Genomic DNA, 15679 nt, shown 5'->3' on the forward strand with positions numbered 1-15679 from the left:
TCCCGCCCTACAGCCCGGACTTCAACCCGATCGAGCAGGCCTTCTCCAAGCTGAAAGCCCATCTGCGAAAGGCCGCCGAACGCACCATCCACGGCTTGTGGAATGCCATCGGCCGCATCCTCGATCTCTACTCGCCGCAGGAGTGCGCCAATTACTTCGCCGCCTGCGGCTATGATGCAGACTGATCGAAAACCGCTCTAAGATCCGTCTTAGGGAAAGTGAAGCTTAGCCTGAGAGCTTCACCTGGCCACTATTTCCAGCGCGGGCACCCAATTTGGTTTGCCACGGCAAAATATTTTTCGCGCGGCCAAACTCTATTGTGTTTGGCAAACCCTAGGAAAGTCCGCGCGTCGCGCGTGTCATGACTCTACGAGCCGACTCATTTTAGCAACGAACCGTTGTGGTTCCACGTGCTTCACCCTCTTGCGTTACTGCGCGAATCGGGACAGCGTTAAAGCCGAGGCTCCAGTCAGGAGGCTCAAAACGCAAAGAGCCCTAACACCTTTGGAGAGGTGCCGGGCTCTTGCAGACATCCTGGCTCGGAAGAGCTTGGCGGCCATGCGGTACATGCTTGGTGTGGGAAAATACCCGGCTTACCGTAGAGACATTGCGAGCCGAGGCTCGAAGGAATGCGAGGGATGAAAATACCCAGTTGCGGTCCCAAAATACACCGCCTCAGCTGCACCGAAACAGCGAGCGTCCTGCATTACTGATTCACGGGAACGCTATCGATGGGTCGGGGTCGTTCATCCTGACCAGCCTTGCTAAGCGGGCGATCTGACACCTCTCGCGGGAGTTTTGAAGCCGCAGACAGCGCGGCTCGCAGAATCTCCCGATCCCAGACAAGTGCGTGGCTCATGCATTTTCCCCCGTCGACGCAAGGCGCACTCGCTTTGCTATTCGGAACTGGGTCAACCGTAAACTCCTTTGCGCCAAACGGAGCATAAACTGTGCCCACCGACGAAACCGTCACCAACAACGAACTCTTCATCGGCTTGATCGCTCCGCTCGGTGTGGACCTCGGAGCGGTTGCGCACGCCTTGGACAGGGCACTCCACACGGTCAGCTATTGTAGTGAGTTAGTTCACCTAACCAGCCGCCTGTCTCCGACTCCTCCAAACGCCAGTCTCTTCGAAACCTACAGCGATCTGATCCAAGCTGGAAATAAGCTCAGATCTGATTCTGTTCCTGATGTGTTCTTATACCTAGCGATTCAGGAGATTGTTCGCAACCGGTCTAAAGACGGTCGATCGACAAGCGACCGGCGCGTAACGGTCGTGCGACAGCTGAAGCGGACAGAGGAGGTTGATCTTCTTCGGTCTGTGTACGGCACGAATATCCTCTTCCTTTCGTGCTACGCCCCCCGTGCGGTTCGCGTGAAGTATTTCGCTGACAAGTTTGCGTCCGAGTCCAGGTCGAGCAGCCGGACACTGCACGAGGCCCGCGCGCTCGAGCTTATCTCGAAGGACGAACATGAGGCTGACGACCCTAACGGCCAGCGCCTCTTAGAAACCTACGCGAAAGGCGATTTCGTCGTCGATTGCTCGACACCGCAGGCTCTCACTCGAACAATGGATCGATTTGTCGAGGCGTTTTTCGGTTATCCCTTCATCAGTCCAAATCACGACGAATATGGCGCATACCTCGCGTATTCTGCGTCGCTCAGATCCGCCGATCTGTCTCGCCAGGTTGGCGCAGCCATTTTTCAACCTACCGGGGAGATCGTCGCTCTGGGGTGCAACGAAGTGCCGAAATTTGGAGGAGGAACTTACTGGACCGACGATCCAAACGACGCTCGGGATTTTCAGATCGGTCAGGACAGCAATTCCCGCCTTAAAACCGATATGATCCGAGACACCGTTCAACATCTCATCGATGCAGGTTGGTCACCTCCGACGCGCGAGATCGACGGCAACGAATTAGACAACGCCATGATCAATGACATTTTGGAATTCGGTAGGGTAATCCACGCTGAGATGAACGCGATCTGCGACGCGAGCCGTTTCGGCCGTCGAACTTCCGGCTCCACCTTGTACTGCACAACTTTCCCATGCCACATGTGCTCTCGGCACATTGTTGCCGCGGGCATCGAGAGGGTTGTCTATCTTGAGCCATATCACAAAAGTTTAGCCCGCGAACTTTACCCAGATTCCATAGGTTTCGATGACGGCACCGACGCACCTACCGGCAAAGTCCTTTTTGCAAGCTATGCCGGGGTCACCCCGATCGCCTTCCAGACCGTCTTTTCGAAGCGCAGGCGGAAGGACAAAACTGGTAGAGCCATACCATGGGCGCACGACACAGCTCGGCCCATTAATCTCTCAACCACCGAGTACCTGAACCTGGAGCAGGTCGCACTTAAGCAGATCACCGAAAATCTGGGCATTCCCATTTCGCCTTCGGGTGCAACCGACGCGAGCTGACATCGAAGGTAGCTAAGGCGAATTTTGCCAATCAGCCAAAGCCTAGCGCATCACCCTGAGTTACCCCTGCGTTACCCGAGCGTGCGAGAAGCCCCGATCCGCCCCGGCGGCCAGGTTTTAAGCGCTTTTATCTGCTAGTGAACCTGGAGCGGGCGAAGGGATTCGAACCCTCGACCCCAACCTTGGCAAGGTTGTGCTCTACCCCTGAGCTACGCCCGCTCTGGCGTGGCCCGGAAAACAGCGCTTCCGGGCGGGTGGAGGCGGGCCATTAGCAACGGTTTCGGAAGGCCGCAACCCCCGAAAACACTTGGCGTGCGTGCGGCGAGGGCCCACATGGGCGCCGACCCGATCGCATCAAGGAGCGCGCGCTTGGCCACGCTAGGACTTTCCCCCGCCGACAAGGAGGCCGTCGAGCAGTTCCGCCGCGACGTCGTCGAGCCGTCGATGACCAATCTGGTCATCATCGATTTCTGGGCGGACTGGTGCGGCCCGTGCAAGCAGCTTGCGCCGGTGCTGGAAAAGGTCGCGGCCGACTATGCGTCCAAGGGCGTGAAGCTCGCCAAGATCGACGTCGATGCCAACAAATTCATCGCGGCGCAGTTCCAGGTCCGCTCGATCCCGACCGTCTATGCGATGTTTCAGGGGCAGCTTGCCGCCGACCTGACGCAGGCCCGGACCGAATCGCAGCTGAAGGCGATGCTCGACCAGCTGCTGCGCCAGTTGCCGATCCAGAGCGACGAGACCGCAAAGGAAGCCGAGCTCGAACCGCTGATCGCGATGGGCGAGCAGGTGCTGGGCGAGGGCGACGCGGCGCGCGCGCTGGCGATCTTCGACCAGCTGGCCGAAATGGCGCCCGATCATCCCGCCGTTGCCGCAGGCCGCGCCCGCGCGCTGGTCGCCGACGGGCGGCTGGACGAGGCGGAGGCCGCGATCGCAACCCTGCCCGAGGATGCCGCCAAGGCCCCGGAGGTAGCCCGCGCACGCTCGGCGATCGATTTGGCGAAGAGCGCGACCCCGGTCGAGGATCTATCGGGCCTGGCCGCGCGGGTCGCCGCGAACCCCGACGACCACGCCGCCGCGATGGAACTGGCCGGAGGCCAGATGGCGGCGGGCGACCGCGATGCGGCGGCGGCGACCCTGCTGGCGTCGATCGCCACCGACAAGGACTGGAACGAGGGCGCCGCGCGCCAGCAGCTGCTCAAGCTGTTCGAAGCGGTCGGGCTGGAAGATTCCTGGGTGTCGGCGCAGCGCCGCAAGCTGTCGGCGATCCTGTTCGGGTGAGCGAGGCCGCCGTTCCCAACCGCTTGTCGATCTTTCCGCTGCCGGGCGCGATCCTGTTCCCGCGCATGCACCTGCCGCTGCACATCTTCGAACCGCGTTATCGCGCGCTGGTGACCGATGCCCTGGCGCGCGACCGCCGGATCGGGATGATCCAGCCGCGCGCGGCCGGCGATGCGCCCCCGCTGTTCGACATCGGCTGCGTGGGCAAGATCACCGACGTCGAGGCGCTGGACGACGGACGGTTCAATATCGTGCTGGAAGGGCTGGCACGGTTCCGCGTCGTCCGCGAACTCGACGTGACGACGCTGTTCCGCCAGGTCGAGGCCGAACTGCTGCCCGCCGGCGAGGCGGAGGTGCTGAGCCTGGGCGAGCGCGCGTCGCTGGAGGCCGAATCGCGGCGTTTCGCCGATGCCCAGGGCTATGCGGTCGACTGGGAAGGGGTGAACCGGCTCGACGACGAGACATTGGTCAACGGCATCGCCCAGATCGCGCCGTTCGATCCGGCATCCAAACAGGCGCTGATCGAGGCGCATACGCTGTCGGAGCGCGTCGAGCTGATCGTCCAGCTCATGGCGTTCTTCAGCCGCCACGACGACGACGACACCGGCACGCTGCAATAGGCCCGAACCCGTTCGCCCTGAGCCTGTCGAAGGGCTGTCCTTCTTCGTGCCCACTGCTCGAGTGTCACAAAGGAAGGGCAAGGCTTCGACAGGCCCGGCCAGAACGGCGCTCTGCTACTCGTTGAGCACCGCGCCGTTGCTTTCGATCACGGTGGTATAGAAACGCGCGCTGTCCTTGGGCGTGCGTTCCAGCGTCGCGTAATCGACGTGGACCATGCCGAACCGCTTCGAATAGCCCAGCGACCATTCGAGATTGTCGAACAGCGACCACAGCATATAGCCGCGCACGTCCACGCCCCTGGCGATCGCGTCGCTGATCGCGGCGAAATGCTTCTTCAGATAGGACACGCGCAACGGGTCCTGCACGCGCCCGTCCTCGGCCTGAGGCGGATCGTAGAAGGCCGCGCCGTTTTCCGTGATATAGAGCGGGGTATCGCCGTACCGATCCCTGAACCAGACGAGCAGGTCGGTCAGCCCCTGGGGAAACACTTCCCATCCGGTTTCGGTGTAGGTCGCGTTCTGCCTCACCGGGCCGGCGTTCAGCGGCCAGCTGCCGTCCGCCGTGACGACGTTGCGCGTGTAATAGTTGATCCCGACGAAATCGAGCGGCTGGCGGATCAGCGCCATGTCCTCCGCCGGCCAGTCGGGCCACGCCTCACCGAAGATGTCCTTCAGTTCCGCCGGATAGGAACCGAGCATCGCCGGATCGAGATACTGGCGGTTCATATAGGCGTCGGCGCGGGCGGTGGCGGCCCTGTCCGCATCGCTGTCGGTCGCGGGATATTTGGGTTCGATGTTGACGACCAGGCCGATCTCGTGCGCGCCGACCTCGCGGTACACCTTCACCGCCGCCCCGTGCGCGCGCATCAGATTGTGGCTGGCGATCGGCGCCTCGAACATGTTGCGGTGGCCGGGTGCCAGTGCGCCGTGGAGATAGCCGCCGTCGGTGACCACCCACGGCTCGTTGAGCGTCACCCACTTCTTCACGCGCCCGTCCAGCCGTTCGAACATCACGCGGGCGTAATCGGCGAACCAGTCGGCGCTGTCGCGATTGAGCCAGCCGCCGCGATCGTCGAGCGCGGCGGGCAGATCCCAGTGGAACAGGGTACACAGCGGCTCGATACCGTTGGCCAGCAGCGTATCGACCAGCCGTTCGTAGAAGGCCAGGCCCGCCTCGTTCACCCGCCCCGTCCCCTCGGGCAGCACGCGGCCCCAGTTGACCGAGAAGCGGTACGCCTTGAGGCCCAGCGCCTTCATCAGCGCGACGTCGCTTTCCATGCGGTTGTAATGGTCGCAGGCGACATCGCCGGTGTCGCCCTTGTTCGCCATCAGGCGCGGATCGTGGCTGAACCGCTGCCAGATGCTGGGGCCGGCGCCGTCGGCGAGCGGCGAGCCTTCGATCTGATAGGCCGCGGTCGCGGCGCCCCACAGAAAATTGTCGGGAAAGCGTACTCGGGTCATTTCTGGTCCTGGTCCGGGGCGGCCCGCCGTTGCGCGAGCAGCCAGGTGTAGAGTTCGGGATTGTCGTAGGTCGGCGTCCAGCCGTCGTGGCCGGTGTCGGGATAGATGGTCAGGCGGGGCGTGCCGCCGCACGCGCGGACGGCCTCGACGCTCTCGAACGTCTCGCGCACCGGCACGATGTTGTCGCGGTCGCCGTGGAACGCCCAGATCGGCATGGCCTTCAGCGCGCAGGACTTCGCGAGATCGCCGCCGCCGGAAACCGGCGCGATCGCCGCGAAACGCCCCGGCTCCGCCGCCGCCCAGCGCCACGCGCCGCGCCCGCCGCGGCTCAGCCCGGTCAGATAGACGCGATCGGGATCGGTGCGGAAACGGCGCTGCACATGATCCAGGATCGCGCCCAGCCTGGCGAAATCCCAGTCCTCGTCGGCGGGCAGCAATGGCGACACCGCGATATAGGGGTGGGTTTCGCCCGGCCGTTCGACCACCTTGGGAATGCCGTGCACCTTGACGCGCGTCACGTCGTCGCCGCGCTCACCCGATCCGTGGAGGAAGACGATCACCGGCCAGCGGCGCGCGGCATCCGCGTCGTGATCGGCGGGGACGTAGAGCTGATACTGGTAGCCGCCCTTGGCGACAGGCTCTTGCGGGGACTGCTGGGCCATCGCGGCGGCGCCTCCGGTCACGAACAGCAACAGGGCAAGGAAAACACGGATCATCCCTTCACACTCCCGGAAAGCAGCCCGCGCATGTAGAAGCGTTGCAGCGCGAGGAACAGCAGCAGCACCGGCACCGTCGTCACCACCGATCCGGCCATCATCAGTTCATTGTCCTGCACATGTTCGCGGCTTAGCGCAGCGAGCGCGACGGGCAGGGTGTAGAGGCGATCGTCGCTCAGGATGATGAGCGGCCACATGAAGTCGTTCCAGCTGCCGAGGAACACGAACAGGGCGAGGGTGACGAGGATCGGCTGGAGCGCGGGCAGCACGATGGTGCGCAGGATGCGCCATTCGCCCGCGCCATCGATCCGCGCCGCTTCCAGCAGTTCGGTCGGGATCGACAGGCAATATTGGCGAACCAGGAAGATGCCGAAGATACCCGCCAGCCACGGTACCAGTACGCCTGCGTAGCTGTTGACCAGCCCCATCGCCTTCAGTTCGAGGAACAGCGGCAGCATTCCGATCTGCCCCGGCACGACGAGCGCGGCGACGAGAATCTGGAACACCCGGTCGCGCCCCTTGAAGCGCAGCTTGGCGAAGGCATAGCCGGCCGGGACGGTGAAGAGCAGCGCGAGGCCCGTCGCGCACAATGACACGAACGCGCTGTTGGCGAGGTAGCGGCCGATGCCGTAGGTCTCGAACAGCGCGCGATAGTTGGCGAGCGTGGGTTCGGCGGGGACTAGCGGCGGCGGGAAGGCCGCGGCTTCCCCCGGCGCCATGAACGACACCGCGACCATCCAGACGAGCGGCAGCAGCACGACGACCGCGAACAGCGCCGCGCCGACGTTGGTCAGGATCGCGCCGGCCCTCATCGCGCCAGCCTTTTCGCGATGGCAAGCTGGAGGAGCGTGATGGCCAGGATGCACAGGAACAGGATGAAGGCGACCGCCGATCCCGTTCCCAGATTCCACCATTTGAAGCCTTCCTCGTACATGAAATAGAGGATCGTGACGGTCGATTGCGCCGGCCCGCCCTGTGTCATCACATAGGGTTCGGCGAAGAGCTGGAAGAAGCCGGCGATCGACAGGATCGAGACGAGCAGCACCGTCGGCGCGATCGCGGGCAGGGTGACGTGGCGGAAACGGGTGAACGGGCCCGCCCCGTCGATCCTCGCAGCCTCGTGCAACTCCTGCGGCACCGTCTGCAGCGCGGCGAGGAAGATCACCATATTGTAGCCGAACGTCTTCCACGCGACGAAGATCAGGATCGCGGGCAGCGACGCATTGGGGCTGCCCAGCCAGTCGACGGGTGCGATCCCGAACCAGCCGAGCGCGTAGTTGACGAGGCCGTAGCGGGTGTGGAGCAGGTAGCGCCACACGACGGCGGTGGCGACCAGCGTCGTCACATAGGGTGCGAACAGCGCGACGCGCCACACCGGTTTCCAGCGGAGCGTCTTCGCATCGAGCAGGATCGCCGCGGCGAGCGACAGCGCGACCGTCAAGGGCACACCGAACACGACGAACCAGAGCGTGTTGCCCAACGCCCGCCAGAACAGGGGATTGCCGAGCAGGCGCGCGTAATTGTCGAGCCCGACGAAGCGCAGGTTGGCGAGGTCGGCCAGCGCGTAGATGTCGAAATCGGTGAAGCTGAGGAACAGCGACGCCGCCGCCGGGATGGCGAAGAACAACGTGATCGCGGCGAGCGCGGGGCCGGTCATCGTCCAGCCGGCGCGGGTTTCCGCGCTCATGCCGCCCGCCCCTTTTCGACCATCCAGCGGCGTTTCTCGAGCAGACGGTCGGCGCGGGCGTCGATCTCCGTCGCGGCGGCGTCGACGGTCATCTTGCCGCGCACCGCCTGTTCGGCGACGATCTGCATCTCGCTGACGATGCGTTCCCATTCGGGCACCTTGGGCACCGCGCGAGCGCGACCGAGCTGTTCACCGAACGGCGCCATCAGCCGGTCACCGGAAAGCCCCGCCGCCGCCCAGGCGCTGGGACGCGCGGGCAGATCGCCCGAAATCGCGTTGAAGCGCGCCTGCACGACGGGATCGGACAAATAGCGGACGAGCGCGCCGGCCGCCTGCGGATCGCGCGCGGTGCTGAAGACGACGAGGCTCGACCCGCCGGGCGCCGCCGCGCCGGGCCCCGATGGACCTGGCATCGCGGCGGTCGCCCATTTACCTTCGAAGTCGGGGCCGAGCCGCGATTTCAGGTCACCGACCGTCCACGGCCCCGACAGATAGACGCTGAAGAAGCCGCGCTGGAACTCGTTCCAGACGTTCGAGATCTGCGTGGAGGACGCCAGCGGCGCGAGGCCTTCGTCGAACAGCGATTTGTAGAAGGCCAACGCAGCCCTGAACCCGTCGCTGCGGAAATTGCCGCGCGTGCCGTCATCGCGCAGCAACGGCTCGGGCTGCTGGAGCGCGAAGGTCAGCAATTGCTCGAACTCGTTGACCGGCAGCAGGATCGCGTAATTGCCCTCGCCGCTCGCCCGCTTCAGCCGGTGCAGCGCCGCCTTCCAGCCCGCCCAGTCCTGCGGCAGTGCGGCGTATCCGGCCTTCGCGAGCAGGTCGGTGCGATAGAATTGCAGCCGCGCATCGACATACCACGGCACCGCCATCAGCCGCCCGTCGATGCGGTTGGTGTCGAGCACCGCCGGGAACTGATCGGCGACCAGTGGCGCGGCATCACCCGCCAGCGGCCGGATCGCCCCGATCGCGGCAAGCTCGGCCAGCCAGGTGTTGCCGATCTGGGCGACGTCGGGCAGCGATCCGCCGGCGAAGCCGGTCAGCAACTTCTCGTGCGCGGCTGTCCAGGGCAGCGCCTGAAGCCGCACGTCGATGCCGGGGTGCGCTGCGGTGAAGCCCGACAGCAGCTTCGGCACATGCGCGGCTTCATTGCCCATCGCCCAGAAACGGATGGTGCCGGGCGCATCGACCGCGCCGCACCCGCCCAGCGCGAGCGGCGCGGCCGCCGCCATCGCCAGTGCCCCACGCCGGGAAAACATCGCGGTCATCGCGTCGTCGACTGGCGAACGACGAGTTCGGGCGTCAGCGTCACCTCGGCCGGCGGATCGCCGTCTGGGGCGGCGATCAGTCCGGCCAGCGTGTCGAACGCGCGGGTGCCGAGATCGGCGATATGGACGCGCATCGTCGTCAGCGTTGGGCGCACGAAGCGCGAGACCGGCACATCGTCGAAACCCGCCACCGCGATGCGGCCCGGCACGTCGATGCCCGCATCCGCCAGCGCGCGCAGGCACCCGATCGCCATCACGTCGTTGGCGGCGAACACGGCGTCGATCAGGGGATCGGCCGCAAGGATCGCCGTCGCGGCGGTCTCGCCAGCCGCCTCGCTGAAATCACCGGCGAAAACGGGCGGCGCGGCATCGCCGAGCAGATCCGCCACAGCGGCGCGGAAACCCGCGAGGCGTTCGTCGGCGTCCGAATTGCCTTCGGGGCCGGTGATCATCGCGATGCGGCGGCGGCCGGTGCCGGCGAGGTGCGCGACCATCGCGCGCGCGCCACCTTCATTGTCGATCGACAGCGAGGCGTGGCCGACGCCGCTGATATGGCCGTTGAGCACCACCGTCGGCAGCCCGCCGGGCAGGTGCCGGTCGAGGAACGCCGCATCGACCGTCGGGGACATCACCAGCAGCCCGTCGACGCGCCCGCGCATCGCCCGGATCGCCTGCACGGTTTCGCTGGCGTCGCCGTGCATGTTGGCGAGCAGCAGTTGCAGCCCGCGCGCGTGCGCCGCGCGATCGATGCCGCGGATGATCTCGGAAAAGAACTCGCCGAACAGGTCGGGCAGGACGACGCCGATCGTGTTGGTCCGCGCCATAGTCAGGCTGCGCGCGCCGAGATGGGGGACATAGGACAGCTTGTCCGCCGCGGCGATCACGCGATCACGCGTCGCCGGGGTGACGTTGGCGTGGCCGTTGAGCGCGCGGCTGGCCGACGCGACCGAAACCCCGGCCTCACGCGCCACATCGCGGATCGTGGCGGTCGCCTTCTTCACCCGTCCCCCTCGCCGGCCCGTTGAGCGGCCCCCGGCTACTTCTGTAACCGGTTACAGCATAGCTTGCCAAGCAAATTCACCGGACGGGCCATCAGGCCGCGTTCCGCACCGGCGGCGTCGCCAGGCGCGGAAACGCCCGGCCATCGGCGGCGAACAGGTGGAGGTGTTCGCCCGGCAGCACGATCGACGCCGCGTCACCCACTCCGGCGGCGGAATGACCGGGGGCCTGACGGATCAGCGTGCCGTCGATGCCGTCGCGGGCGAAGTGGACGAAGCTGGCGCTGCCCAGCGCCTCGACGAAGCGGACGCGCACGTCGAGCGCGTTGGTGCCGCCACCGGTCGCGAGATGCTCGGGGCGGATGCCCAGCGTCACCGACGCACCCGGCTGCGCGGCGGAGGCATCGACCGCCGCGTGCATCGCCACGCCGCCGACATCGATCACGGCGCCCGTCGCGGAGGCGGAAACCAGCGTTCCCGCCAGGGTGTTGATGCGTGGCGAGCCGATGAATTCAGCGACGAACAGGTTCGCGGGATGATCGTACAGGTCCATCGGGCGCCCGATCTGCTCGATCCTGCCGGCGTTGAGCACGACGATGCGGTCGGCCAGCGTCATCGCCTCCGCCTGGTCGTGGGTGACATAGATCATCGTCGTGCCCAGCGTGCGGTGCAGCGCGGCGAATTCGAAGCGCATCTTCACGCGCAGCCCGGCGTCGAGGTTCGACAACGGTTCATCGAACAGGAACACGGCGGGCTTGCGCACGATCGCGCGGCCGATCGCGACGCGCTGGCGCTGGCCGCCCGACAGCGCGGCGGGTTTGCGGGCGAGCAGTTGGGTGATGCCCAGCGTCTCCGCCGCCGCCGCCACCGCCGCGTCGATCTCCGCGCGCTTCATGCCGGCAAGCTTCAGCGCGAAGCCCATGTTCTCCGCCACCGTCATGTGCGGGTAGAGCGCGTAGGACTGGAACACCATGGCGATGCCGCGATCGCTGGGCGCGGCGTCGTTGACCCGCACGCCGCCGATCGCGATGTCGCCCGACGTCAGATCCTCCAGCCCCGCGATGGCGCGCAGCAGCGTGGACTTGCCGCAGCCCGACGGGCCGACCAGCACGAGGAACTCGCCGTCTTCCGTGGCGAGGTCGATGCCCTTGAGCACCTCGGTATCGCCGAAGGACTTGCGGGCGGAGGTCAGGCTGACGACGGTCATGGCGGTGCAGCTTACGCCGACGCGGGCGATCGGCAAGTCCTGTAGGGCGCGTCGCGCCGAGACGCCGATCAGCGTGGCCGGTCCGCCGCCTGACCCGCCACCATCGTCGCAATCGCCAGATCACCCGTCACGTTCAGCGTCGTCCGGCACATGTCGAGCAGGCGATCGACGCCCAGCACGATGCCGATCGCCTCCGGCGGCACGCCGACCATCGCCAGGATGATCGCGACGACCGGCAGCGAGCCCGCCGGCACGCCCGCCGTGCCGATGCCGCCCAGGATGCAGATCAGCATCACCGTCAACTGCTGTTCCAGCCCCAGTTCGACGCCGAAGAACTGGGCCAGGAAGATGACGGTCACCCCCTCGAACATCGCGGTGCCGTTCTGGTTGGCGGTCGCGCCGATGGTGAGGACGAAGCGGGCGATCTGGCGCGGCAACCGAAGCGTGGTTTCCGCCACCCGCAGCGCCGTCGGCAGCGTGGCGTTCGACGATGCGGTGGAGAAGGCCATCACCATCGCCTCCTGCACGTCGCGGAAGAAGGACAGCGGCGTGCGCCCCGACATCAGCCAGACGAGCAGCGGATAGACGAGCAGCATCTGCGCCGCGAGCGCGCCGATCACGGTCGCGACATAGACGCCGAGGCGCACCAGCAGGTCGACGCCGAACAGCGCGGCGAGATTGAACATGAAACAGGCGACGGCGACCGGGGCCATACGGATGACGAGGCCGATCAGCGTCATCGCGACGTCGAGCAGCCCCTCGATCGCCTGTTGCAGCGTCTCCGTCCGCGGCGTCTGCACCAGCACCAGCCCGATGCCGAAGATCAGCGCGAAGACCATCACCGCGAGAATGTCGTTCTCCGCCATCGCGGTGACGACGTTGGACGGGATCATGGCGATCAGTGAGTCGAGTCCCGACGGCGTCTCGCGCGAGGTGTTGACGATCGCCGCTGCACCCGACCGCGCCTGATCGAGCATCGCCTGCGCCAGCGCGGGATCGACGCCGTCACCCGGCCGGACGAGGTTGACGATGACGAGCGCGATGACAACCGAGATGGTCGACAGCAACAGGGTATACACCAGCGTGCGGATGCCGACGCGGCGCAGCGCGGCGATGTCCCCCATTTCCGCCACCCCCGTCACCAGCGCGGCGAACAGCAGCGGGATGACGAGCATGAACAGCAGGCGCAGGAAGACTTGGCCGATCGGGCCGGTGACATAGGTGGTGACCCACGCCACCCACCCCGCGCCGTCCGCCGCGACATTGGCGATCAAGCCCAGGACAAGGCCGAGCGCGAGCCCCGCCGCCATCTGCATGTGGAGCGGGAAACGGCTGGCCGGAGGCGGCGGCGCGTCGGGCGAAACGGGTTCGGCGGCGGTCGTCACGACAGGGTAACGATGCAGGGTATGGTTTTGTGCCGCCGAAGGACGGAGCCACTCGCAAACGCTTTCCCTACCCAAACCAGCGACAGCGGGACAAGTAGTCAACCAGGGGATCGAGCAGGCGGATGAAACGCCCTATCCGGCCGCGAACCGATCAAATCGCGCGATACGCGCTGCCAGCGCCACGACGACGACTGCACTCTTGACGAGATCGATGGGCATACGAAGCCGCTGCGCGCCGCGTCATGTCGCGTGCGAAGACGCGGCGATCCGGAGAAAAGGCAACCGGTCGGGTTAGGAACCAGCGCGCTCGGTCCGTTCGGGGTCTCCGTTCTACTCCGTCACATCGCTGTCCTCCGGGAACGGCCCGGCGCGGACAAACCCAGGGCGGTCCGTTGTCCACGGCAGCACAGTTTGTTCCCGCGCGCGGAAATTGAACGGGTCGATCACCAACGGCGGCGCCGTCGGCACGATATCATGCGGCACCGCCTTGCTATGACGTTTGGCGCGCGGCTTGGCCGCCGCCGCGCGCGAGGCGGCACGGTCAGCCGCCTTCCGCTCCAGCGCCAGCCGCACCACCTGGTCACGGCGCACCAGAAACTTGATCGAGCCGGCGCGGGCAGGCCGCCATTCGAGCAGCCCCGCCCCCATCATCTGCTTCACCTTTGCAGGCGTCGTTCCGATGATCTCTGCCGCACGCTGCAACGCGTACCAGGCGATGCCGTCGATCAGATAATCCATTTTCGCCAAGCGCCGGTTCCTAAAGGAGGCTCCCCTGCGAGCCCTTCTGATGACTGACCCGCGTTTCGACGCGCGTAGCCTTTTTCACCGGGCTGATGAGGGGTGGCAGCTTCGGGCGCCGGCCCATCATCAGTTCGGCGAGAGTGAAGATCTGGAGAGCGGGGAAGCGGCCAAATTCGGTCTCGATGGTCGGGTGACTGGCGGCCTCCTCACGCATGCCCTTGGTCGGCGGCGACTTCATGATGAACATGCCGAACCGGTACTTGTCTCGCTCCATGACGCGGCCCAGATCACGAACCATATTGGGATTCACGTTGTCGCCGGCCTTGACCGAGATGACGCCGGTCTCGATCCGCCCGCTTTCGGCGAGATAGTTGAACCAGCCGTCGATCCCCTTGTCGCCGCCTTTCTTGTCGCGTGGGAATCCGCCGACCTGCCAGCTGACCCATTGCTGAAACTGGTGCGGATCGTCCGCGGCGAGCCGCTTGGCGCTGGCCAGATCCTTCGGCACGCCGATCGTCTCGAACGCGATGCCGGGATAGCCCTGCCGCATCCTGTCCTCGATCATGCCGATCGCAATGTGCGTCACGTCGATACCGATCCACTGCCGCCCGAGTTTGTGCGCGGCATCGACCGCGGTGCCGCAGCCGCAAAACGGGTCGAGCACCACGCCGTCCAGCCCGCTCGATGCAGAAATGATCCGTTCAAGAAGCCCGATCGGTTTTTGCGTCGGATATCCTAGACGCTGCCTCTTATCTCTGGCGCTGATCCAGCGCACGTCTTCATCGATCCCCTCATCCGAAGCATGGAGGTCGCCCTTCGTATGCGGTTGATACGTCCAGAGATCTTGCAACAGCAGACCCGGGCTGCGATCCAGATACTGGCGATACGTAGGCAGGCCACCGCTACTTGGTCCTGGAAAGTCGATCATCCCAAGATCGGCAAGCCGGTCGAGCTTGTCATGCTGTGGAAGATCCGGGTCTATCCCAAGTGCCATTACGAGTTCCGAAGGTACCGCCCAGTGACGCCGGGCGACCGTAGGATCATATCCTCGCCAGACCTTACCTGATTCACCATTTCGGACGCCGGCTCCATGGATCGAATTGGTCCAATACCTCCCTCGTTCATCTGATCGCTTGAAGAACGTATCGACATGTCCCTTGGTGTAAGGGCGAAAGATTGGCTTGTGACGATAGGCATCCGATTTGCGATAAAAGTGGATAACGTCGTGGATTGGACCAAAGCGCTTGGCGTTATTATGCGAGCCGGTTCGTCGCCAGATAATCTCGTTGAGCCAGTTCTCCGCCCCAAAAACCGCATCAAGAACCAGCTTGAGATAATGGCTCGCCGTGGGATCGCAGTGAAGGTAGAGGCTGCCGGTGCCCTTGAGCACGCGGTGGAGTTCCACCAGGCGCACCGCCATCATCGACAGATAGGCCATCAGCGGGCTGTCGCCGAGCGCGTCGTGCATCGCGCGCATCATCACCTGCAAAGGCCTGTTGGTGCCGCTGTCGATGTCGAGCAGCGCGTTCTTCGACGCCGTACCCCAGGTCCAGGTATCATCGAAAGCCTCGATGCTGGCATCCGCACCGGCGCCGCTCGCGGATTTGAACAGCACGTTGTAGCCCGCGTTCGAATTGAACGGCGGGTCGAGGTAGATCAGGTCGACGCTCTCGGCCGGGATATGGTCACGCAGGACGGCCAGGTTGTCGCCGTAATAGAGTGTGCCGGCCGGTCGGTTGCTCATGGTCGGAGTGTGGCGGACGGGGCGGGGAACGGAAGCCGGATCACCTCGACAATGGAGCGTTCCGGCGGCTCAGCAACGATGCGCATCCGTTTCGGATCAGAAATGAAAGACCCGCCGGAATCGCTTCCGGCGGGTCTTCGGGTTGGCG

The 15679-nt window shown here is 65.3% G+C and carries 14 protein-coding genes and 1 tRNA gene; 4 read left to right on the forward strand and 11 right to left on the reverse strand.

All coding sequences use genetic code 11. The features are described 5' to 3' along the window. Together VYI76_RS02625 and VYI76_RS02630 are read left to right on the forward strand one after the other, a co-directional pair. The coding region (locus VYI76_RS02625) for a transposase (RefSeq protein WP_326523221.1) at positions 1-185 on the forward strand (185 nt) is incomplete at its 5' end. Positions 186-950: 765 nt separating this feature from the next. After that, positions 951-2423, forward strand: a complete 1473-nt coding sequence (locus tag VYI76_RS02630) for a deaminase (protein ID WP_326523222.1) — start codon at positions 951-953, stop codon at positions 2421-2423. 144 nt (positions 2424-2567) lie between these two features. Here the strand turns inward: VYI76_RS02630 and VYI76_RS02635 are convergent. Further along, a tRNA-Gly gene (locus tag VYI76_RS02635) sits at positions 2568-2642 on the reverse strand. Positions 2643-2792: 150 nt separating this feature from the next. Between VYI76_RS02635 and VYI76_RS02640 the strand changes: the two genes are divergently transcribed. Next, positions 2793-3704, forward strand: a complete 912-nt coding sequence (locus VYI76_RS02640; protein ID WP_326523223.1) for a tetratricopeptide repeat protein — start codon at positions 2793-2795, stop codon at positions 3702-3704. Beyond that, positions 3701-4324 (forward strand): LON peptidase substrate-binding domain-containing protein, encoded by a 624-nt coding sequence (locus tag VYI76_RS02645; protein WP_326523224.1) that lies wholly within the window; start codon positions 3701-3703, stop codon positions 4322-4324. The genes VYI76_RS02640 and VYI76_RS02645 overlap by 4 nt, the downstream gene beginning before the upstream one ends. A gap of 114 nt (positions 4325-4438) precedes the next feature. On the opposite strand, the gene VYI76_RS02650 is transcribed toward VYI76_RS02645, so the two are convergent. The 10 genes from VYI76_RS02650 to VYI76_RS02695 all read right to left on the reverse strand — a co-directional run bounded on the left by VYI76_RS02650 (position 4439) and on the right by VYI76_RS02695 (position 15531). Then, positions 4439-5785: a GH1 family beta-glucosidase gene (locus tag VYI76_RS02650; RefSeq protein WP_326523225.1), complete on the reverse strand. Its 1347-nt coding sequence runs from the start codon at positions 5783-5785 to the stop codon at positions 4439-4441. Then, on the reverse strand, positions 5782-6501 hold the full coding sequence (locus VYI76_RS02655) for an alpha/beta hydrolase-fold protein (protein WP_326523226.1): 720 nt from the start codon (positions 6499-6501) through the stop codon (positions 5782-5784). The genes VYI76_RS02650 and VYI76_RS02655 overlap by 4 nt, the downstream gene beginning before the upstream one ends. Then, entirely contained in the window at positions 6498-7313 is an 816-nt protein-coding gene (locus tag VYI76_RS02660) for a carbohydrate ABC transporter permease (RefSeq protein WP_326523227.1), read from the reverse strand. The genes VYI76_RS02655 and VYI76_RS02660 overlap by 4 nt, the downstream gene beginning before the upstream one ends. Continuing rightward, entirely contained in the window at positions 7310-8188 is an 879-nt protein-coding gene (locus VYI76_RS02665) for a carbohydrate ABC transporter permease (RefSeq protein ID WP_326523228.1), read from the reverse strand. The genes VYI76_RS02660 and VYI76_RS02665 overlap by 4 nt, the downstream gene beginning before the upstream one ends. Continuing rightward, on the reverse strand, positions 8185-9456 hold the full coding sequence (locus VYI76_RS02670; RefSeq protein WP_326523229.1) for a sugar ABC transporter substrate-binding protein: 1272 nt from the start codon (positions 9454-9456) through the stop codon (positions 8185-8187). Before VYI76_RS02670 ends, VYI76_RS02665 begins: the two co-directional genes overlap by 4 nt. Next, positions 9453-10457: a LacI family DNA-binding transcriptional regulator gene (locus VYI76_RS02675; RefSeq protein WP_326523230.1), complete on the reverse strand. Its 1005-nt coding sequence runs from the start codon at positions 10455-10457 to the stop codon at positions 9453-9455. The genes VYI76_RS02670 and VYI76_RS02675 overlap by 4 nt, the downstream gene beginning before the upstream one ends. A 91-nt stretch (positions 10458-10548) precedes the next feature. Continuing rightward, positions 10549-11661: an ABC transporter ATP-binding protein gene (locus VYI76_RS02680; protein WP_326523231.1), complete on the reverse strand. Its 1113-nt coding sequence runs from the start codon at positions 11659-11661 to the stop codon at positions 10549-10551. Between the two features lie 68 nt (positions 11662-11729). Further along, positions 11730-12971: a dicarboxylate/amino acid:cation symporter gene (locus tag VYI76_RS02685; protein WP_443018893.1), complete on the reverse strand. Its 1242-nt coding sequence runs from the start codon at positions 12969-12971 to the stop codon at positions 11730-11732. 405 nt (positions 12972-13376) lie between these two features. Continuing rightward, positions 13377-13784 carry a hypothetical protein gene (locus VYI76_RS02690; protein ID WP_326523232.1) on the reverse strand — a complete coding sequence of 136 codons (408 nt, stop codon included), beginning with the start codon at positions 13782-13784 and terminating at the stop codon, positions 13377-13379. A 19-nt stretch (positions 13785-13803) separates the two neighbouring features. Then, positions 13804-15531, reverse strand: coding sequence for a DNA methyltransferase (locus tag VYI76_RS02695; RefSeq protein WP_326523233.1), 1728 nt, complete (start codon positions 15529-15531; stop codon positions 13804-13806). Positions 15532-15679: the final 148 nt, after the last annotated feature.

The organism is Sphingomonas sp. (assembly GCF_035910975.1).
Taxonomy (GTDB): Bacteria; Pseudomonadota; Alphaproteobacteria; order Sphingomonadales; family Sphingomonadaceae; genus Sphingomonas.